We start from the raw sequence: 20,554 nt of genomic DNA, 5'->3' as shown, positions 1-20,554 counted from the left end.
TCGAGAGGGCGGTTTTCGCGATCCACCCTTCCGCGAGGGGGGCGGGGAGGGCGAGGGCGAGGTTAGAGGCGCTGCTGGAGGGCGGCGTTTTTGGTGGCGACGGTGTCTTCGAGGGTTGCGCGGTAGGCGGCGAGGGCGTCGGCCAGGGCCGGGTTCGCGGTGGCGAGGATGCTCACCGCCAGTAACCCGGCATTAGTGGCCCCCCCGATCGAAACGGTGGCTACCGGAACCCCTGCGGGCATCTGCACGATCGACAGCAGTGAGTCGAGCCCGTCGAGTCGCGACAGCGGCACCGGAACGCCGACCACGGGCAGAGTGGTGACGGCTGCGAGCATTCCGGGCAGATGCGCGGCGCCGCCGGCCCCCGCGATGATCACCTTGAGGCCTCGGCCTCGGGCTGATCTGCCGTACGCGATCATCTTCTCGGGCGTGCGGTGCGCCGAGACGACCTCGACCTCGTGGGCGACCCCGAACTGGGTCAGCACCGTCACGGCGTCACTCATGACGCTGAAATCAGAATCGCTGCCCATGACGACGCCCACCACGGCGGCTCGCTCGCCCTCATGCTCCACACTGCTCATGCCCCGAGCCTACCGACCCCGGACTGGCACATGGATCACCGCGGGGGTAGGCCTAGAGGTCGGAGCCGAGGAGCGCCGCTACCGAGCGTGCGCGGAAGACCGCGTCGTCGAGGTCGTCGGAGACGGCGGTGACGTGGCCGACCTTGCGGCCGGGGCGCGGCGCCTTGCCGTAGGTGTGCACTTTTACGGTGGGCTGGTCTGCGAGTGCGGCGCCGTACGTGTCGGTGAGAGAGCCTGAGTCGGGGCCGCCGAGCACATTCACCATCACCGACCAGGGGGCCCGAACATCGGTCGCACCGAGCGGCAGATCGAGCACCGCCCGAAGGTGCTGCTCGAATTGGCTGGTCAGCGATCCGTCGAGACTCCAGTGCCCACTGTTGTGCGGGCGCATTGCGAGCTCGTTGACGAGCAGCCGATCATCCGTCGTCTCGAACAACTCGACGGCGAGCACACCCGTCACGCCCAGTTCTTCGGCGATGAGGGTGGCGATGGATGCCGCGACCTGAGCCAGCCGTTCGCTGGCCCCGGGCGCCGGCGCGAAGACCTCGCTGCACACTCCCCCGCGCTGCACGGTTTCGACTACCGGCCAGAGCGCCACCTGCCCCGACGGTCGCCGGGCCACCAGCTGAGCGAGTTCGCGGCGAAAGTCGACCAACTCTTCGACGAGCAGAGCGCCGCCATTGGCGTCTTCGTCGAGAATGCGAAGCCAGTCGGCGGCCTCGGCGGCGTCACGGATGACCCGCACACCTTTGCCGTCATACCCGCCACGAGCGGTCTTCAGCACGGCTTCGCCGCCGTGCGCCTCGAGAAACTCAGCCAGTTCGTCTTCGCTGGTCACGGCAGCCCACTCGGGCATCGCAACCCCGAGTTCGCCGAGCCGTTGCCGCATGCGAATCTTGTCTTGCGCGAACTGCAGCGCATCGGGCCCGGGGTGCACAGCATGCCCTCGAGCCACGAGTTGCCTGAGAATCGACTCAGGCACATGTTCGTGGTCGAACGTCACCACATCGACGGTCGACGCGAACTCGAGAACCGTCTGCGGGTCGTGGTAGTCACCCACCTGAGTGGCCGCCAACTGCGCCGAAGAGCCCTCGTTCTCAGCAAGCACGCGGATCTCGAGGCCTAGGTTCACCGCCGCCGGAATCATCATTCGTGCCAGCTGGCCACCACCGATTACTCCTACGCGCACACTCACCCGCCTACTTTACCCGTGCGGGCGGTTTCACGGCAGCGTGTCAACCCTCCTGCAGATTTCGCAGGTCATCCCATATAGTCGAAGAACAGTTGTCACGTGCAAAGTAGTGAGCCCCGAGTCTGGGTGCCCAAACGCACTGTGCCTTACGAAAGCAGCCAGGTTCAACGAGATGAAAAATCTTGCAGCCCGCGTCTGGGAGGGTTTCCTCACCTACGCCCTCAAGTTCGGTGTCGTCGGCATTCTCGGCATGGTGCTCGACGTCGGCATTTTCAACTTGCTGCTGGTCGGCACGTTCGGCACCGGCCACTTCTACTCCACCGCCATCGGCGCCAAGCTCATCAGCACCTCGGTCGCCATCATCTTCAACTGGATCGGCAACCGATACTGGACTTTTCGCGAGAACCGCCGCACCCGCGTGTGGCTCGAACTGCTCGAGTACTCCATCGTCTCCATCGGCGGCCTCGCCATCGCTGAAGCCTGCATCTGGTTCACCCACCACGTGCTCGGCCAGACCAGCCTGCTCGCCACGAACATCGCGGCGAACGTCGTGGGTCTCGCGCTCGGCACCGCGTTTCGGTTCGTGCTCTACCGCTACTGGGTCTACGGCACTCAGCGCAGCGACGGCCTGCAGAACCTCACCGCGGCAGCGGCTCTGGAGCCCGAACCCGAAGACGCACTCGTCAAGAGCTGAACCCGCGCTCTAACGCTCCACGCTCGCTGAGGTCGGTCAACACCGACACGATCAGTCTCGCGTCGGGCACGTCGCGCATGACGAGTGGATGCTCGCTGCCCGAGTGAATGGTCACATCGCCGCTTCGAAACAGCGCTTGCAGCCCTCGCCGCCGCAGGGTCACATCGAACCCTCGCCGCAGTGACACCTCCTGACGCTCGCGCACGAACAGGCCGCGCACCGCGATGACGCGGCGCGTCGTGACCGTGTACCGATGAGCGAGCCACGCGACGAACGGCAGCAGCCACAGAAAAACGAACATCGCTACAGCCAGGGCGGTTGCCGCGAGGTTCTGCCACGCTTCGGGCAGGCGCCCGAGAAAGTAGCCGCTCGCCGCCGCCACGGCGATCAGCAGAATCGTCGGCCAGAACAGCACTCTGGCGCTCGTTCGCACCCGCGCGACGACCCGCTCACTGACGATCTGGTCGAACTCCTCGCCGCGAAACACCGTGGTGAAGTCGGCGTCATCAGGTTCGAGCACAGTGCCGGGCTCGAGCGCTGACTCAGGCTCGGCGGCAGAGGTGGCGGGGCGGCGGCGAGGTGACATCGGCGGGGTCAGTACCTCAGGTGGGTCACGTCGCCGGCCGAGACGGCGATGGTACGGGCATCCGTATCGCGAACGACCACGAGCCGGCCCGATTCGTCGAGACCGCTGGCGATTCCGGTGAGCACGTCGCCGGCCGGCAGTTCTACCGAAACGGGCTGACCGAGCGTGCTGCAGGCGTCGGCGACGATCGCCGCTATGCCGCTCTCGGCTGCGTCGCCGCCCCACAGAACGAACAGCTCGTAGAGTTCGGTGAACGAGCGCAGGTACGCCGAGAGCAGGTCGTCGGCGGTGAAGTCGACGCCGCCGGCGAGCGCGATGGAGGTTGCGGTGGGCACCGGCAGCTGCTCTTCGGTGAGAAAGAGGTTTACGCCCGAGCCCACAACGACGCCGGTGGCGCCGGGCAGCAGCTCAGACAGGATGCCCGAGACCTTCGCCCGCCCGATGAGCACGTCATTCGGCCATTTCACCGTCGCAACGGCGGCCGCCGGGGACACCGCCGCCGCATCTTCGATGGCTTCGTTCGCGGTGATGTCGGCGACGCTGAGTTCACGGTAGGGGTGGGCGTCGTCAGCGTCAGCCGAGCTCTCGCCGTCGTCTGCCACGGGTGTGACGCCGAGAATCTCATTCACCGCACGCGACATGGCCACGCCCGCGACGAGCGGCAGCCACGCAAGCGATTCGATGGGCAGCGGCTTCGACGGCCGCACCAGTACCGAGATGGCAAGCGACGCCCCGGCAGGTGCCGACCAGACGCGCCCGAGGCGGCCGCGACCCGCGGTCTGGTTGTCGGTGAGCATGACCGAGAGGTCTGGCCACGACGCCGCATCCGGGCCCGTGACGGCCGCGACCAGCTCGGTGTTCGTCGACGCCGACTCTGCCAGCCAGACGAGTCGGGGTACGACGGCTTCGCTCTGCGGGAGGTTCATACAAGTCAGATTACGGCGTGCATGGGCGCGAAACTCTGGCGACACCGAGAGCATCCATGAGAAATGAAGCTTTATCTGTAGGAATTCGTCAACAGAAGGCGATGAGTCTTGGCCGGTAGAGTGAACGGCGTGACTGATGAAACAACCTCGGGCCCCGACATGTACACCACCGCCGGCAAACTGGTCGATCTGAAGAACCGGTACCACGAGGCGGTCACCCAGAGCGGTGAGGCCGCTATTGCCAAACAGCACGCCAAGGGCAAGAAGACGGCCCGCGAGCGCATCGAGCAGTTGCTCGATCACGGTTCGTTCGTCGAGCTCGACGAGTTCGTCAGGCACCGCACTCACGCGTTCGGCATGGAGAAGAGCCGCCCCTTCGGTGACGCGGTGGTCACCGGAACCGGAACGATCCACGGCCGGCAGGTGGCGGTCTACGCGCAAGACTTCACCATTTTCGGCGGATCGCTCGGCGAGGTGGCCGGCGAGAAGATCATCAAGGTGATGGATCTCGCGCTGAAGACCGGCGTGCCCATCATCGGCATGCTCGACTCGGGCGGCGCGCGCATTCAAGAGGGCGTCGTGGCGCTCGGCAAGTACGGCGAGATCTTTCGCCGCAACACCGCCGCGTCGGGCGTCATTCCGCAGATCTCCATCATCATGGGGCCCGCGGCGGGCGGTGCGGTGTACTCCCCCGCGCTCACCGACTTCGTGATCATGGTCGACAAGACCAGCCAGATGTTCGTCACCGGCCCCGACGTGATCAAGACCGTCACCGGCGAAGACGTGGGTATGGAAGAGCTCGGTGGCGCGCTCACTCACAACACGATCTCGGGCGTCTCGCATTACCTCGCAAGCGATGAGGATGACGCACTCGACTATGTGCGCACCCTGCTCGGTTTCTTGCCCGACAACAACCTCGCCGACCTCCCGGTCTACGAATCGACCGCCGAGCTCGAGATCACCGATGCCGACCACAAGCTGAACACGATCATTCCTGACAGCCCGAACCAGCCGTACGACATGCACACCATCATCGAGCACATCGTCGATCACGCCGACTTTCTCGAGGTTCAGCCGTTGTACGCCCCGAACATCCTCATCGGCTTCGCGCGGGTTGAAGGGCGCTCGGTGGGCATCATCGCCAATCAGCCGAATGCCATGGCCGGCACGCTGAACATCGAGGCCGGCGAGAAGGCGGCGCGGTTCGTGCGGTTCTGCGACGCGTTCTCGATTCCGATCTTGACGCTCGTCGACGTTCCGGGGTACCTGCCGGGCACCGATCAGGAGTGGACGGGTGTCATTCGCCGCGGAGCGAAGCTGCTCTACGCCTACGCCGAGGCCACCGTGCCGCTGATCACCGTGATCGTGCGCAAGGCCTACGGCGGCGCCTACATCGTGATGGGCTCGAAGCAGCTGGGCGCAGACCTCAACCTGGCCTGGCCGACCGCCGAGATCGCGGTCATGGGCGGCCAGGGCGCGGTGAACATCCTCTACCGCGGCGAGATCAAGCGCGCAGAGGCGGCCGGCGAAGACGTGGCAGCGGTGCGCACCAAGCTCGCCAACGAATACACCTACAACGTGGCGTCACCGTTTCTCGCGGCTGAGCGCGGCGAGCTCGACGGCGTCATCGAACCGGCGGCAACGCGGGTTGCCATCGTCAAGGGGTTGCGTGCGCTGCGTACAAAGCGAGCGTCACTTCCGGCGAAGAAACACGGCAATATTCCGCTGTAGCAGCGTGTTTGTTGACTATTTTTCAAATGTAAGGCATCTGCCCCAAAACGGGGGCTTATTGACAGCTTCTCACTCGGGTTAGGGTATCTGAACAACCCGATAGAGGCTGCACCAGCCGACGTAATCCTAGCTACGCACGGTGAGCCAGCCGAAGAGATACCCGGTATTCGGCGACCCGTTTTTCCTAGAAACGAGTCACCGGTTCTGGGTTGAGACGAACTCTCCGGCGTTGGTGGTAGAGACACCGGTGCCTCTACCACCAACGAGAGTTCTGCCCATCTAGTTCCATCCCTGTCATCCCGAAACACAGGTTGATCACGTGGCCATAGACGTTCGCAGTACCTCTGTTGTTCCGTTCGAGCTTCCCGCTTTCACTCGATCTGCAGCCAGCAACGGGCAACACGCCGCCAGCTGGTCGGTGAGCTACTCGCGCCGCCTGCTGTACTTCGACGCAGCCGTCGTGGTTTTCGTCACCGGCGTGACGTTCGCCGTGATGGTGGCCTTCGACCGCATCGACGAGCAGTCAGCCCCGGCCTATGCGCTGCTCTCGGCCGCAATCGCGGTGTGCTGGATGCTCGCCCTCTCGCTCTCGCGCAGCCGCGACTTTCGACTGGTGGGCGTGGGTTTCGATGAGTACCGCCGCGCGTTCATCGCCACCTGCGTGGTGTACGGAGCCACGGCGGTGGGTGCTGCGCTGGCGCAACTGATCGTTCCGCGCAGCTACTTCGTGGTGGGGCTGCCGCTGGGCATCCTGGCCCTCATCATCGAACGCAACCTGAACCGCATGTGGCTGGCGAAACGGCGGCAGAAGGGGCTCTACCTCACGAAAGTGGTGGTGGTCGGCGAGCCGAACGACGTGCAGTACGTCATCGATCAGATCTCAAGGCGCCCGGGGCGGGTCGAGTACGACATCGTGGGGGCGGTGCTGCCGGTGGGCGACGCCTCGACCAGCGTGACCGGTCATGGGAATACCGTTCCGGTGATCGGGTTCGCCAATGCCGTGCCCTCGGTGATAGCGCGCGTCGGTGCGACAGCCGTGATCGTGGCGGGCCGGCTCGATGGCGGCAGCGCCTTTGTGCGGGAGTTGGGCTGGCAGCTCGAGACGACGTCGACCGAACTGGTGCTGGCGCCGGGGCTGACGAATGTGGCTGGCCCGCGCATCCACTGGCGACCGGTTGACGGGCTGCCGCTGATGCACGTCGAGATGCCGCACTACAACGGGCTGAAACACGTGGCGAAGCGGGCGATGGATGTGGTGCTGGCCTCGCTGGCACTGCTGGTCATCGCACCCGTGCTCGCGGTGATTGCGCTGCTCATCAAGCATGGCGACCACGGCCCCGTGTTCTTCACCCAGAAGCGCATGGGGCGGGGCGGTGTGCCGTTCACCATGATCAAGTTTCGAACCATGTGCCTCGACGCCGAAGCGAAAAAGGCCGAACTCGAGCACCTCAACGAGGGCGCGGGAGCCATGTTCAAGCTCGCACACGACCCGCGCATCACTACGGTCGGGCACCGACTACGGCACTATTCGCTCGACGAGCTACCGCAATTCATCAACGTGCTGCGCGGCGATATGAGTCTGGTCGGGCCGCGGCCGTGGCCCGAAAAAGACATTCCCACCGGCGATCGAATGGTGATTCGGCGGCTGTACTCGAAGCCCGGCATCACCGGTCTCTGGCAGACGGCCGGGCGCTCCGACCTCGATTGGGAAGAGAGTGTGCGACTCGACCTCTTCTATGTGGAGAACTGGTCGATCACAGGTGATGTGGCGCTGCTCTGCCGCACCGCGAAACAGCTACTGCACCCATCGGGAGCGTACTGATGGCCGACGTGATTCTGATCGGAACATCGAGTCTCGCGCGGGAGGCCGTGAACGTGGTGCGTGCGGCGAGCACGCTTGACCCCATCGGGTTTCTCGACGACTCACCCGAACGGTGGGGAACGCTCGTGGCCGGGCTGCCGGTGCTCGGGGGGCTCGATTCTGCCGCCGAGCATCCGGATGCCCTGCTGCTCATCTGCGTCACGGCGGGTACCACCAGGTCACGCCTTGCGGCGCGGTTGCGTGAGTTCGACGTGGATGACGACCGGTACGCCACGGCAGTTCACCCGAGCGTCGAGCTACCGCGCGGCTGCCGGGTGTCGCCGGGCAGTCTGCTGTTCGCCGGAGTGGTGATGACGTCAGACGTGAGCATCGGGCGACACGTAATGGTGCTGCCGAATGTGAGCTTCAGCCACGGCAATCGCGTTCAATCGTTCGCGACGATCGGAGCCGGGGTGGCGGTGGGTGCCGGCGCTCGCATCGGCGAAGAGGCGACGGTGGGCATGAACGCGAGCATTCGCGATCGGGTGCGGGTGGGGCGGCGCGCAACGCTCGCCATGGGCAGCGCACTGTTTCGCGACCTGCCGCCCGGCGAAACCTGGCTTGGCGTGCCGGCGGCGCCGGTGCTGGTGGAGGAGACCACAGAGACTGTCGCTCCAGCGACACCGGAGCATCACCATGTCTGAGCGGATGCCCGAACCCACACCTGGGCCCGTGACGGAGCCCCTGCTCAACGCCCGGGCGGCGCACACCGGAGGGCGGCCGCTGCGCATCGCCATGCTGGGCACCCGCGGGGTTCCGGCCGCGTACAGCGGATTCGAGACCGCCGTCGAAGAGATCGGCCAGCGCCTGGTAGCCAAGGGCCACCACGTCACGGTCTACTGCCGCACCGGAGCCGTGGAACGTCACCGCGAGTACCTCGGCATGAACCTGGTTCACCTGCCGGCGGTGAAGTCGAAAACCATGGAGACGCTCAGCCACACCACACTGTCTGCCTTGCACTTGTTCGTGCATCGCCGGCACGACGTGGCGTTCGTGTTCAACGCGGCGAACGCACCGCTGGTTCCGCTCATTCGGGTTCGCGGCGCAGCAACCGCAGTGCACGTCGACGGGTTGGAGTGGAAACGCGACAAGTGGAGCGGCACGGGCAAGAAGTACTACCGCCTGGCCGAGCAGTTCGCCGTGCGCTCGGCCGATGCGCTGATCGCCGACGCGGCCGGAATCGCCGACTACTACGACCACGAATTCGGGGTTGCCACCGAGCTGCTCACCTACGGATCGACCATTCTGCGCTCGGGCGAACACGACCGGCTCGCCGAACTCGGGTTGCAGCCGGGCCAGTACCACCTCGTGGTGGCTCGCTTCGAACCCGAGAACCACGTCGATGTCATCGTCGAGGGGTACCGCGCCAGCGTCGCGACGCTGCCGCTCGTGGTGGTGGGTTCTGCGCCGTATTCGCATGAATACACCCAGCGCATTCAGGCGATGGCGGCGACGGATGCCCGCATTCACCTTCTGGGCGGGGTGTGGGATCAGCAGCAGCTGAACCAGCTCTACGCCAACGCGCTCACGTATTCACACGGTCACTCGGTGGGTGGAACGAACCCCTCGCTGCTGCGCGCGATGGGCGCCGGCACCTCGGTGCTGGCCTGGAACGTGGTCTTCAACCGCGAGGTGCTGGGTGAAAACGGCCGGTACTTCGACACGCCAGACGAGCTGGGGCGGCTGCAGGTGGCCGCCGAGGCCGATCGCACCGGCGCTCTTCGTCGCGGCGAGCGCCTGCGCGACCGTGCCAAGGCTCGATACGACTGGAACGCCGTGAGCGCGGGCTACGAGCGCCTGGCGCAGATGCTCGCGGCCGGTTACTCCATTCGCGGCCTGAGTAAGGGCCGCCGCGCGCCCGTCGCCTGGAACCCCGCGACCAGCACGGCCACTCTCGACGACGCGATTCGCGCGCCCCGGGTGGCCGGCGCCGCCCCAGAGCCTGCCCGACACAGCGAGGGCCGCACGGTGGCCAGTGCAGACACGTCGGCCCGGAGGGCCTCGTGAGCGCGATCGACGATTCCGAACAGGCCGTTCCGGAGCAGGGGCCGCGGCTCGCAGCGGCCCCAGGTGGCGTATCGCGTCCGGCCGCAGGGCGGGCGGCGGCTGCGCGTGAGACGTATCGGCAGACCGTGGGGCGGCTCGCCAGCGCGCAGAAGCGCGCCGCGCCCGGGTCGCCCGCGTACTCGGTGTACGTCAACCGGCGCATCGGCAAATACCTCGCCGCCTGGGCGTACCGGGCCGGGCTCACGCCGAACGCCGTCACCGCCATCAGTGCGGTGTTCACGTTCAGCGGCATCGTGGTGCTGGCGCTCGCGCCGCTCGAGTGGTTCACCGGGCTCGTGGTGGCCGCTCTTCTCGTGGTGGGGTACGCGTTCGACTCGGCCGACGGGCAGGTCGCCAGGCTGCGCGGCGGTGGTTCGCTCGCGGGTGAGTGGCTCGATCACGTGGTCGACGCCGTGAAGATCGCCACGCTGCATGTGGCCGTGCTCGTGACCCTGTTTCTGCACGTGGAGGCGCTGCCGACCGCCGTGCTGCTCATTCCGCTCGGCTATTCGGTGGTGGCGACCGTGTCGTTCTTCGCCTTCATCTTGAGCGATCAGCTCAGAAGCGTGTACGCCTCGCGCGGATTCGGGCGGGCTCCGCGCGGCGAGAGCACGATCATCCGGTCGCTCATGGTGGTGCCGACCGACTACGGCGTGCTCTGCCTGGTGTTCGTGTTGCTCGCGGCGCCGGCCGTCTTTCTGGTGGTGTACGCCCTGATGTTTCTGGCGAACGCGGGCTATCTGGTGCTGGCGAGTCACAAATGGTTTCGCGATATGGGCCGGCTCGATGAACGGACGGCGCACTGATGTCGAAGAGTGACTCGATGAGCGGCGACGCGATGGGCAGTGACCCGAAGGGCAGTGACGAAATGGGCGACGACCCGATGGGCGATGCAGCGATGCGAAACCTCCGCGGGCTCATCGTGCTGTTCGCGCACCCGATGGCCGAGCTCTACGGCTCCGACCGGGTACTGCTCGAAAGCGTGCGGAGTGTGCTCGACGCCGGTGGCCGGGCGGTCGTGGTGCTGCCCGAGGCGGGACCGCTCGCTGAGGTGCTGGTGGATGCCGGTGCCTCCGTGCGGTTCTGCCCCACGCCGGTGCTGCGTAAGACCAGCCTGCGCCCGCGCGGCCTGCTGAACCTCGCCGCCGAGCTGCTGCCCGATCTGCGGGCGGCCCGCACGATCATCCGGAGCGTGCGGCCCGACGTGGTCTACGTGAACACCGTCACGATTCCGCTCTGGATCGCCGCCGCGCGGTCACTTCGCGTGCCCGTGCTGAACCACATTCACGAGGCCGAGGCCTCGGTGCCGAAACCCATTGCGCTGGCGCTGAACCTGCCGCTGCTGTTCTGTTCGCGCCTGATCGCCAATTCGCGGTTCAGCGTAGGCGTGCTGGCGAAAACGTTTCCGCGGCTTGCGACCCGCACGACCGTTGTGCTCAACGGGGTCGCGGGGCCGCAACTGCCGCCCCTGGCCCGCGAGAACCTCGGCGGCGGGCTGCGCGTCGTCTACGTGGGCCGATTGTCAGAACGCAAAGGCCCGCTGGTGGCCGTCGATGCACTCGGTCTGCTCAGCGCTCGCGGCGTCGCCGCCACGCTCGACCTCGTCGGGGGCGCGATACCCGGGCGTCACGACTACGAGAACGCTCTGCACGAGCATGTGCACGCGGCCGGCATCACCGATCGCGTGTGGTTCTACGGCTTCGACGCCGACATTTGGCATCATCTCGAGCGCGCCGATGTCGTGGTGGTTCCGTCGCTGTACAACGAGCCGTTCGGCAACACGGCCGTGGAGGCGCTGCTGGCCGCGCGGCCGGTGATCGTGAGCGACACCTCGGGCCTTCGCGAGGCGACCGAGGGGTACCGTTCGGCGTTGCGAGTCACGCCGGGCGATCCGGGCGCTCTGGCCGATGCCCTCGAGGCGCTCATTCCGGTGTGGCCGGTGGCGCGAATGGATGCGTGTTCCGACCGCCGGCTCGCCAGCCAACGCCACTCGCCAGAGGCCTACCGCCGCACCATCGCGGGCGTGCTGTTCGAGCTGGCCACTCCAGCGCGTCATGCCGCCGCCAGGCATCCGCACCTCGCGACGGTGTCGGCCGCGGCCCAGCCCGTGACGCCCGAAGTGACCGCCGCCGGGCATCCGCACACCGCCGCAGCCGCAGCCGCACACGTGGCCAAGCCCACCCACGTCGAATCCCCGACCGCCGCGCACTCGCGCGTTGAACGCTCCACCACGCAAGGAAGCCCACCATGGACCCACACGACTACCTGAAAGCTCTGCGCAAACGCTGGCTCGTCATCACGATTCTGGGCCTGGTGGGTGCAGGCGTGGGGTACGTCTATGCGAATTCGCTGCCCGACGTCTACCAGTCGACCAGTGCGGTGTTCGTGTCGTCGACCCAGGGCGACACCACCAGCGAGCTTGTGCAAGGGTCGACCTACACCCAGAACCTCGTGCAGTCGTATGCGGCGCTCGCCACGACGCCGAAGGTTCTGGCGCCGGTGATCACCGAGCTCGGCCTGACGACGACGCCAACCCAGCTGGCCAAACAGATCTCGGCGAACACTCCGCTGAACACAGTGCTGATCGAGATCACGGTGACCGATGCGTCACCGCAGAAGGCGGCCGCCATCGCCAACAGCGTGAGCGAGTCGCTCACCACCACGGCCACCGCCCTCTCGCCGGTCTCCACGGGCGCGAAGTCGTCGATCGCCATGAGCGTGGTCACTCCGGCGCAGGTCAGTGCCAACCCGGTGGCGCCGAATCGGCGACTCATTCAGCTCAGCGGGCTGGTAGTGGGGCTGGCCATCGGTGTGCTCTACGCCCTCGGTCGCACGCTGTTCGACACGCGCATCCGCACCGACCGTGACATTGAGCGCATCACCGAGATTCCGGTGATCGGCAATGTCGAGCGGCGTCGACGGGGCAGCGCTCAGCCCACCGGAGTCACCATGCGATTGGCGCCGCACAGTCTGATGGCCGAAGACTACCGGCGCGTGCGCACCAATCTCGAGTTCGCCGATGTCGACAACGCCATCCGGTCGATCACCGTGACCAGTGCGGTGCCGGGCGAGGGTAAGACGACCATGTCGCTGAACATCGCACTGGCCATGGCCGAGCGTTCGCTGCGTGTACTGATTGTCGATGCCGACCTTCGCCGACCATCCATTGCCACCTACGCGCAGATCGAGGGAGCAGCGGGGCTCACCAGCGTTCTCGTGGGCTCGGCACTGCTCGAAGAGGTCATTCAGCCCTGGGCGCCGAACGTCGACATTCTGCCGTCGGGAGTTGTGCCGCCGAACCCGAACCAGCTGCTCGGGTCGACGGCCATGGCGCGGCTGGTGCAGAGCGTGAAGTCGACGTACGACTTCGTGATCATCGACACTCCCCCGCTACTGCCCGCGTCAGACGCCTTGACACTCACGCACATGACCGATGGCGCGGTGCTGGTGACGCTCTACAACTCGACCACCCGGCAGAAACTGAGCGATGCGCTGGCGGCGCTGGCTGCGGTACGGGCGCGCACCATCGGAATCGTGCTGAACCAGACCAGGCCGAAGGCGCTCACGGGCTACTACGGGCGCGAGTCATCGGCCGCGGCCGCCGATGCCAGGGCGGGGGCCGAGGCTGCGGGCGCGCGGGCCTCCCAGGGTGTGACCGACGGAGGTGCTGACGAATCCCCCCTCGCCGACGCGGGCACTGCTCGTCGCGGGCGGGTACCGGATGCCGGGCCACCGGTGACCGAACCAGAACCCTCGGCAACCGTGCACCGAACTCGCGCGCTGCTGAGGCCCACTCCATGAGCCGCTCGGCCAAACGCGCGGCGCGTCACCCCTTACTACCTCGGGTTCGGCTCTACCAGACCCTGCGCTCGGCGCACCTCGAACGCGCGCACCAGCTCGAACCGGCGAGCATCGTGTATCAGAACAAGAGGTATGACTTCGAAGATCCGCTGACGGTAGGGCTCGACATCAGGCAGCTCGGCCCGCTGGCGGGAGCCTGGCAACTCTTACGCTCGCCCATCAGCACGCTCGAGATCAACGAGCCGCTGATGCTCTCGAGCTTGTCGACCTCGGCGCTTGCGCTCATCGCTCTTACCCTGCGTCGTGCCACCGGGCGCCCGCGCACCTCGGTGGTCACCTACGCCATCGCCAATTCCGACCCGTTCGCCGGCGGGCGCGAGCCGAAACACGGCCTCGGGCTGAAAAGGCAGGCCAATCGGATGCTCGCCCGCCGCGTCTGGCACCGAGTAGACCGAGCCGCCTTCGGCACCAGCGCCGCGCGTGAAACGTACGAAACCGTGCTCGGAACCGTGTCGCTGCGCTCGAGCGCCCTCCTCTTTCCGGCCCTGCCCGCGCCGTTCGAACGCGCCGCTGCGTGCGCGACACCCACCCGCGAGCCCGAGCGCGTGATCTTCGTGGGCAACTTCACCGACCGCAAAGGGGTGCGTCAGCTGTTGGCGGCGTGGCCCGAGGTGCGCAAAGAGCGACCCGGCGCCGATCTCGTAATGGTGGGCAAAGGGCGGCTGACCGACGAGGTGATGGCGGCCGCACAGGGTGACACGGGCATCCACATCGACCTCGACCCTCAACGCCTGGAGATTCACGACCTGCTCGACACGGCGGCCGTGCTGGTGCTGCCGTCGCAGCCGTCGCCCGCCTGGCGCGAGCAGGTGGGGTTGCCCATTGTCGAAGGGCTCTCGCACGGGCTGACCATCGTCACGACCGAGCAGACCGGGCTGGCCGAGTGGCTCGACGAGAACGGGCATCTCGTCGTGCACGACCCGGGGTCGAGCAGCGAGCTCAGCTCCGCCATCGTGCGGGCCCTCACCGCGGGCCTGTCGCCTGACGATGTACTCGCCAGCCTGCCGGCGCGAGACGGGCGCCTCGCCGCCGACGACTGGCTGTTCTCGCGCACGCCCACCATCTCTGATCTCGCTCGGGCGTTCGACGGATGACGCGGCCAGACCTCACCTCGAAGCGCCGCCCGGCCCCGGCGCCGACGAAGCGGTCGACTATGTCGATGGTCAGCAGCACCGCCCTCACCAAGGTGGGCGTGATGGGGCTGGCCGGCGTGCTCGGAATCATCACCAGCCGCATGATCATCGCAAATTTCGGCACCGAGGCGTACGCCCAATACGGGTTGCTCTCGAGCTTTCCCACCCTGCTGCCGTTCGCCGACCTCGGCATTGCGGCCGTGGTGATTAACGCCGTTGCGGGGTCTGCTGCCCCGCGAACCGACGACTTCGTGCGGCGCACCATCGTCACCGCTTTTCGAATACTGCTGGTATCGGGCGGCATTCTCATCGCCATCGGCGCCCTGATCACCGTGGCCGGCTGGTGGCCCGCGCTGCTCGGTAAGGGGCTCATCTCCGACGGCGGCAGTACCGCGGCGTTTCTCTGCCTCGCCGTGTTCGGGCTGGTGATTCCGCTGACGGTGGGGCAGCGCATCCTCGTCGGCCTGAAGAAAACCAACGTTCAAGTGGCAACCCAGGCGGTGGTCGCGCCTTTCATGCTGCTGGTCATCGGCGCGTTCGTGGTGTTCGCTGTTCCGGCCGGAACGTATCTCGCCGTCGTTTCGTATGTCGCGAGCGCGCTGGTCTCGGTGATCTGCCTGCTGATTGCGGCGCACGCGCTTAAACCGCAGGTGGGGGCGGCTATTCGCGAGATACCGCACGTGCGGTCGTATCGCGGAGTACCCGCGATCGGCCTGGCCTGGCCGATGCTCGTGCAGATGGTGGCGCTGCCCGTGGCGATGCAGACCGGGCGACTGATGCTCAGCCACTTCGGAACCGTCGACGAACTCGCCCAATACAACCTCTCGTCTCAGCTTTTCGGCATCGTGCTGCAGACCATCGCGGCGGCGGGGCTCAGCCTCTGGCCCATCTACGCGGCGGCGCGTTCGGCGAACCGCATCGAGTCGCCGGCCCGCCCGGTGCTGTGGTTCATGGCGGGTGGGCTCGTGATGGGCATCGGGCTCGCCCTCGTGTCGCCGCTGCTGGCGCAATTCGTCTCGGGCGGCAAGATTCAGCTGAACGGCTGGCTGCTGGCGTCGTTCGTGGTTTTCGTGGCGCTGCAGGCGGCGAAGTATCCGCTCGGAATGTACATGACCGACAAGCGCGGGCTCACCTTTCAGGTGGCGCCGATTCTGGTGATGGTGCCGCTGAATCTCGGGTTGTCGTGGCTGCTGATTCCCTTCGTGGGGGCCGCGGGGCCGGTCATCGCTTCGGCGGCGAGCGTCGCCCTCTGCCAGGTGGCGCCGAACTTCTGGTACGTCTGGCGTGACCTCGGGGCGCGCCGCGCGGCCGCAGCGCCGGGGCCGGCTGCCGAGACGAAAGCGGGGTCAGAGCCGATTTCGGGCACAGTCACGATGTCGAGCACGCAGACGAAGGCCGGCACGCAGACGGGCGGTGGCCATGTCTGACGTCACCCTCGACATCGCCTTTCCCGTCGAACGCCACGTCGACGATTGGCAGTATCGACACGCGCAAGGCAAAGTGCCGGGCTTCTGGCCGTATGGTCTCGACGGACTCGGCCGGTACGTCGACCGTCTTCGAGCCCAGGCGGTGGCCGAGCCCGACACGCTCGCCCGCGCGCGTGCCCGCTTGACGAGGCGTGGGCGGCATCCCGAGCCTGCACTGCGCTGGAATGCCGGCGAGACTCGGCCTACCCGTGACATTGCGTTGAGCTGGGATGAGAATGCGGCCAGACGGATGCTCGCCGCCTGCCCGCGCCCCGAAATGTATTGCGGGGTGATCTGGGCGACCGATGCGGCCGCGCGCGGTGCCGATATCTCCGCTATTCGGCGCGTGCTGCGGCTGATGTCAGGTATGTGGGTGATCAGCAGCGGGCAGCAGGCGGCACTCGTCGAGCTCGTGGGCGAGAACGGGCCGCCCGTCGGCTTTTTTCGATTCGGCGTCGACGAGACGTTCTTCACGTTTCACCGGCCACCCACAACCCCGCTGGTGCTCAGCATCGGCGGTGATCGCGATCGTGACACCGAAACCTTGTTCGCCGCGCTGGGTCGGGTGCACGAGCTGGCACCCGAGACCGAAATCGTGGTGCAGACATCGAGCACGCTGCCGCCGCCGGCCGGGGTGCGCACCATCGAACGAGTCAGTCACGTCGAGTTGGCAGCGCTCTACGCACGGGCGAGTGTGGTTGCCATTGCCACTCGGCAGAATCTGCACGCGTCAGGCATGACGGTGAGCCTCGAGGCGATGGCGTCAGGGCGGCCCGTTGTGATCAGCGACACGCCGGGCATCCGCGACTACGTGCAAGGCAGCCCGATAGGCCGCAGCCCGCAGACCGGTCTGCTCGTGCCCGTGGGTGATGCCGGGGCGATGGCGGCGCAAATCGTGGCGTTGCTGAACGACCCCGAGCTGTGTGCCGCCCTCGGCCGCGGCGGTCGCCAGGTCGTAGAAACCGAGCTGAACACGACGCACATGGTGCGCGAACTGGCCGCTTTCATCGGCCTCTGACCGCGGCCTGCCGACGGGTTTCGGTAGAGTCGAGGCCATGGATGAACCCACACACGAACAGCTCGAGGCCTCTGACAAGGTGGAGAAGCGCACCGTCGGCGGCGAGCTTCGGTACTACGTGAAAAACATTCGCGAGCATTGGCCGGCCGTGGTCGAGCAGCACCCCGACGCTGCGGGGCACGAGGCCTGGTGGACTCGCGACGGTAAGTTCCACGCGACCCACGACCAGCTGCGGCGCGACGCGATGGTCGGCGGCATCGTCTAACGGTGTCGCGTTTTTGCGGCGCAGTAGTCACGTCTGCACCTCGCAGTCGGCGCGATAGGTTCCGATCGGCGGCGGTCGGTCGAGTGAGGTTGCGTTCGGTCTAGGCCAGGGTCGCTCAGCCAGAGATCGGCGGCGCCCAGCCGGGCCGAGAGATGAGGCAGAACGGATGCCCGGCGGGGTCGTAGAGCACGTGGTCGCCGTGCTCTGACAGCCGAGCACCGAGTCTCACCGCTGCAGCAGTTGCTCCGTCGAGATCGTCGACCATGAAGTCGATGTGCATCTGCTGCGGCACAGCGTCGTTCGGCCACGTGGGCGCCGTATGGTCAGGCGCCCGTTGAAACGCCAGGCCCGAGGTCGTTTCGTTCTGCGCGACGACTACCCAGTCGTCGGAGGCGAAGGTAACGGGCATCCCGAGCATCTGCGAGTAGAACGCCGCAAGGGCCGCGGGGTCGCGCGTGTCGATGACGAGGTGGTGCATGCGCGCGAACATGAACCGATCATCACCCCCTCGAGCAAAGCGCGCAAGCTGCGGACGCGCAAAGGCGACGCACTCACCGAGCGATCTGAACCGCCCGTGAGGTTATGCTGAGTGAGGCGGTGGGGTTCCGCTTCTCGAGGGGGTCTTCTGCGTGTCTACATTTCAGCCCGACGAGCCGCCGAATCGCAGTGGCCGGCCAGCACGAGTGACAGCTCTCAGCGTGTTCCTGCGGGCCGGGTCTCGTGAAAAGGGGAACTTTATGGGCAAGATCTCTCAGCGTCTGGTGATTTCGGCGGCTGCGGTGGTGGTGTCGGTGAGCCTCGCGGGCTGCGCTGATCTGCCCGCGCAGGTCGCCGCTCAGATTCACCCGCCGGGCCTCAGCGCGAGCGCAGACCCCAACGGTAGTGGCCAGCAGACGGCCCTCGATCGATTCACTGCGGCGGCTCAGACGAAGATTCCCTCGATTCTCGCTTCGGCCAACGGTGTCTTCTCTGCCATCGACATTGCGTCGTCACCCCCAGACACCATCGACTACACCTACACCTACGCGAAACAGATCGACCCGGTAGCCGCGTCGCAGTATTTCGACGGCAAGAGCGCCACGCTTCAGGCCTCGTGCGACTCAGATGTCTTTCCGGCCATGAAGTTGGCTGGCATCACGGGCACCGTTCACGTGGTCTACACCTATGTCAACGCAGACGGATCTCAGATTTGGAGCAAAGACTTCACGCCGTCGGCAGGCTAGTCGAAGCGCAGAAGCGCAGAAGCGGCGAGGCTCAGCCCGAGGCAGCCTGGCGGCGCCTCATTTTGAGTTCGTCTTTTGTCAGGCGGCGGCCATCCCGAACCCCTCGGTAGGCGGCGAAAAGAGGCGAGAGCGAACGCAGAAACTGGCGGCGGCCGCCACGAAGTAGCACCTCCCAAGCGATGGGCAGCGTCACCCGCCGCCACCGCTCGATGCTCTCGGAGTCGAGGTGCCGGGCCGCATAGAGCAGGCGGTTGCGAATGTTGTAGTAGTAGTAGACGTCAGATTTCGGGTCGCCGTAGCTTGCGGCGCCTGAACCCTGGGTGCCTCCGGGCGAGTGGATGGCGATGGCCTCGTTCACCACGGCGATCGCCCCGCCGGCGGCTACCACACGGCGCGAGAAGTCGACGTCTTCCCAGTAGAGAAAGTACTCTTCGTCGAAACCGCCGATGCGCCGCCAGAGGGCGTCTGACAGTAGCAAGCAGGCGCCCGAGAGCCACGGCTGCACATCGACGAACGTACTGGGTCGGCGCTTCGCCGAACGGGTGCGGCCGTCTTCGAGGTAGAGGTCTGAGCCGTCGAACCACACCGTGCCGTCGGGGCGCAGGATCTGCGGCGAAAACAGGGTTTCGGGCGATTGCCGGCTCAACGCGAGCAGCAGTCGAAGGGCGGGTTCGGCGATTTCGGCGTCGGGATTCAGCAGCAGCAGCCACCGCGCCCCGAGCTGTTCTGCGCGCAGCACGCCGCGGTTCATGCCGCCACCGAACCCCGTGTTGCCGGTGGGCAGAACGGTCTGCCACCCTTCACGCTGGGCCAGATCAGACAGTGTCGCTCGTTCGACGTCTGACGAGAAATTGTCGACCACGACCGTCAGCAGGTCGGGCCTGCGCCTGGTGAGTGGTGCGAGGTGCTCAGCGAGCAGCGCGCACGAACCGTAGTTGACCACAATGATGGCCACGCCGTCGAATTCGCCGGGATTCATGTTGTTCGCCCCCGTTTCTGGCCATACTGGGGGGTGTGAAGCCCACCGAAGAGCTCGAGCCGCCTTCGTTGGCCATTGCTGTGCTCACCTTTCGGCGCCCGAGTGATCTCGCCGAGGTGATTCCGCTGTTGCTCGAGCAGGCTCTGCAGGTGGCGGCTCTGGCTCGCGGCCACGTTCTGGTCGTCGACAATGACCCGGGTGCCTCGGCCAGAGAGTTCGTCGAGTCGTACCCGCCGCAGACCACTCCTCTTATATACGTGCACGAACCGCAGCCGGGCATCACCGCCGCCCGCAATCGCGCCCTGAGCGCGTCGGCCGAGAACGACATGCTCGTGTTCATCGACGATGACGAGCGGCCCTCTGCCGAATGGCTTCGTTCGTTGCTGGAGGTTCGCCGGGCATCCGGTTGCGCCGCCGTCGCCGGGCCCGTGATTTCGGCGTACGACCGCGAACCCGAGGCCTGGATCACGGCCGGCCGTTACTTCGAACGCCTGCGGCACGAAACGGGGGCAGAACTGATTGTCGCCGCCACGAACAACCTGCTGCTCGACCTGCGGCAGATTCGCGCGTTCGGGCTGAGCTTCGACCCGGGCCTTGGCATCAGTGGGGGCGGTGACACACTGTTCACGCGCCAGATCGTCGCACACGGCGGCCGGATGCTCTGGAGCGCTGAGGCATCGGTGACCGATGTTGTACCTCGCGCCAGGGTAACTCGGCGCTGGGTGGTCTTGCGGGCGTTTCGCAGCGGAAACAGTTGGAGCGTTACCTCCCTGCTGCTCGCACCCGACACGCTCTCGCGGGCCCGCACCCGGCTCACGTTGAGCGCGCGCGGTGGCGCCCGCGCGGGCCTCGGTCTGGCGCAGATCGTTGCGGGCATGCTGCGAGTGAGCCCGGCTTGGCGCGCGCGCGGCACTCGTACCCTGGCCCGCGGCGCCGGCATGCTGAGTGGCGCCTGGGGCTACGGCTACCGCGAGTACCGCCGCCGCTGACGC

The 20,554-nt window shown here is 66.6% G+C and carries 20 protein-coding genes; 14 read left to right on the top strand and 6 right to left on the bottom strand.

Translation table 11 applies throughout. The features are described 5' to 3' along the window. Nucleotides 1-62: 62 nt before the first annotated feature. A complete protein-coding gene (gene purE / locus IEX24_RS02415) occupies nt 63-581 on the bottom strand; it encodes a 5-(carboxyamino)imidazole ribonucleotide mutase (RefSeq protein WP_188673088.1) in 519 nt (172 codons plus the stop codon). A gap of 52 nt (nt 582-633) precedes the next feature. Continuing rightward, entirely contained in the window at nt 634-1,776 is a 1,143-nt protein-coding gene (locus tag IEX24_RS02410; protein WP_188673085.1) for a 5-(carboxyamino)imidazole ribonucleotide synthase, read from the bottom strand. A 169-nt stretch (nt 1,777-1,945) separates the two neighbouring features. Here IEX24_RS02410 and IEX24_RS02405 point away from each other — a divergent pair, with 169 nt between their 5' ends. Beyond that, entirely contained in the window at nt 1,946-2,467 is a 522-nt protein-coding gene (locus tag IEX24_RS02405) for a GtrA family protein (RefSeq protein ID WP_188673082.1), read from the top strand. Here the strand turns inward: IEX24_RS02405 and IEX24_RS02400 are convergent. Next, nucleotides 2,457-3,053 carry a PH domain-containing protein gene (locus IEX24_RS02400; RefSeq protein ID WP_188673079.1) on the bottom strand — a complete coding sequence of 199 codons (597 nt, stop codon included), beginning with the start codon at nt 3,051-3,053 and terminating at the stop codon, nt 2,457-2,459. The two genes, IEX24_RS02405 and IEX24_RS02400, sit on opposite strands and share 11 nt — an antisense overlap. A gap of 8 nt (nt 3,054-3,061) precedes the next feature. Continuing rightward, on the bottom strand, nt 3,062-3,979 hold the full coding sequence (locus tag IEX24_RS02395) for a biotin--[acetyl-CoA-carboxylase] ligase (RefSeq protein ID WP_188673072.1): 918 nt from the start codon (nt 3,977-3,979) through the stop codon (nt 3,062-3,064). Between the two features lie 159 nt (nt 3,980-4,138). On the opposite strand from IEX24_RS02395, the gene IEX24_RS02390 reads away from it, so the two are divergent. The 11 genes from IEX24_RS02390 to IEX24_RS02340 all read left to right on the top strand — a co-directional run bounded on the left by IEX24_RS02390 (nt 4,139) and on the right by IEX24_RS02340 (nt 17,360). Beyond that, a complete protein-coding gene (locus IEX24_RS02390) occupies nt 4,139-5,710 on the top strand; it encodes an acyl-CoA carboxylase subunit beta (protein ID WP_188674249.1) in 1,572 nt (523 codons plus the stop codon). A gap of 319 nt (nt 5,711-6,029) precedes the next feature. Beyond that, complete coding sequence (locus IEX24_RS02385; RefSeq protein ID WP_188673069.1) at nt 6,030-7,532, top strand: sugar transferase; 1,503 nt, start codon at nt 6,030-6,032, stop codon at nt 7,530-7,532. Beyond that, on the top strand, nt 7,532-8,215 hold the full coding sequence (locus IEX24_RS02380; protein WP_188673066.1) for an LbetaH domain-containing protein: 684 nt from the start codon (nt 7,532-7,534) through the stop codon (nt 8,213-8,215). The genes IEX24_RS02385 and IEX24_RS02380 overlap by 1 nt, the downstream gene beginning before the upstream one ends. Nucleotides 8,216-8,219: 4 nt before the next feature. Beyond that, nucleotides 8,220-9,578: a DUF1972 domain-containing protein gene (locus IEX24_RS02375; protein WP_188673063.1), complete on the top strand. Its 1,359-nt coding sequence runs from the start codon at nt 8,220-8,222 to the stop codon at nt 9,576-9,578. A gap of 125 nt (nt 9,579-9,703) precedes the next feature. Next, nucleotides 9,704-10,423, top strand: coding sequence for a CDP-alcohol phosphatidyltransferase family protein (locus IEX24_RS02370; RefSeq protein WP_229715085.1), 720 nt, complete (start codon nt 9,704-9,706; stop codon nt 10,421-10,423). A gap of 17 nt (nt 10,424-10,440) precedes the next feature. Further along, on the top strand, nt 10,441-11,886 hold the full coding sequence (locus IEX24_RS02365; protein ID WP_229715044.1) for a glycosyltransferase: 1,446 nt from the start codon (nt 10,441-10,443) through the stop codon (nt 11,884-11,886). Next, nucleotides 11,865-13,418: a tyrosine-protein kinase domain-containing protein gene (locus tag IEX24_RS02360; protein ID WP_188673060.1), complete on the top strand. Its 1,554-nt coding sequence runs from the start codon at nt 11,865-11,867 to the stop codon at nt 13,416-13,418. Before IEX24_RS02365 ends, IEX24_RS02360 begins: the two co-directional genes overlap by 22 nt. Beyond that, nucleotides 13,415-14,572, top strand: coding sequence for a glycosyltransferase family 4 protein (locus IEX24_RS02355; RefSeq protein WP_188673057.1), 1,158 nt, complete (start codon nt 13,415-13,417; stop codon nt 14,570-14,572). The genes IEX24_RS02360 and IEX24_RS02355 overlap by 4 nt, the downstream gene beginning before the upstream one ends. A 65-nt stretch (nt 14,573-14,637) precedes the next feature. After that, nucleotides 14,638-16,038, top strand: coding sequence for a lipopolysaccharide biosynthesis protein (locus tag IEX24_RS02350; RefSeq protein WP_203585954.1), 1,401 nt, complete (start codon nt 14,638-14,640; stop codon nt 16,036-16,038). Then, nucleotides 16,031-17,095, top strand: a complete 1,065-nt coding sequence (locus IEX24_RS02345) for a glycosyltransferase family 4 protein (RefSeq protein WP_188673054.1) — start codon at nt 16,031-16,033, stop codon at nt 17,093-17,095. The genes IEX24_RS02350 and IEX24_RS02345 overlap by 8 nt, the downstream gene beginning before the upstream one ends. A gap of 37 nt (nt 17,096-17,132) precedes the next feature. After that, nucleotides 17,133-17,360 carry a hypothetical protein gene (locus tag IEX24_RS02340; protein WP_188673051.1) on the top strand — a complete coding sequence of 76 codons (228 nt, stop codon included), beginning with the start codon at nt 17,133-17,135 and terminating at the stop codon, nt 17,358-17,360. 115 nt (nt 17,361-17,475) lie between these two features. Here the strand turns inward: IEX24_RS02340 and IEX24_RS02335 are convergent, their stop codons facing one another. Continuing rightward, nucleotides 17,476-17,850 carry a VOC family protein gene (locus IEX24_RS02335; RefSeq protein ID WP_188673046.1) on the bottom strand — a complete coding sequence of 125 codons (375 nt, stop codon included), beginning with the start codon at nt 17,848-17,850 and terminating at the stop codon, nt 17,476-17,478. A gap of 247 nt (nt 17,851-18,097) precedes the next feature. Between IEX24_RS02335 and IEX24_RS02330 the strand changes: the two genes are divergently transcribed. Then, nucleotides 18,098-18,583 (top strand): hypothetical protein, encoded by a 486-nt coding sequence (locus IEX24_RS02330; protein ID WP_188673042.1) that lies wholly within the window; start codon nt 18,098-18,100, stop codon nt 18,581-18,583. Nucleotides 18,584-18,614: 31 nt separating this feature from the next. Here the strand turns inward: IEX24_RS02330 and IEX24_RS02325 are convergent, their stop codons facing one another. Further along, entirely contained in the window at nt 18,615-19,562 is a 948-nt protein-coding gene (locus IEX24_RS02325) for a glycosyltransferase family 2 protein (protein ID WP_188673041.1), read from the bottom strand. A 35-nt stretch (nt 19,563-19,597) separates the two neighbouring features. On the opposite strand from IEX24_RS02325, the gene IEX24_RS02320 reads away from it, so the two are divergent. Next, complete coding sequence (locus IEX24_RS02320) at nt 19,598-20,551, top strand: glycosyltransferase family 2 protein (RefSeq protein ID WP_188673038.1); 954 nt, start codon at nt 19,598-19,600, stop codon at nt 20,549-20,551. Nucleotides 20,552-20,554 lie beyond the last annotated feature (3 nt).

The organism is Subtercola lobariae, assembly GCF_014640255.1.
Taxonomy (GTDB): domain Bacteria; phylum Actinomycetota; class Actinomycetes; order Actinomycetales; family Microbacteriaceae; genus Subtercola; species Subtercola lobariae.
The sequence above is the reverse complement of the archived record's forward strand: the minus strand, read 5'-3'. Positions and strand labels throughout refer to the sequence as shown.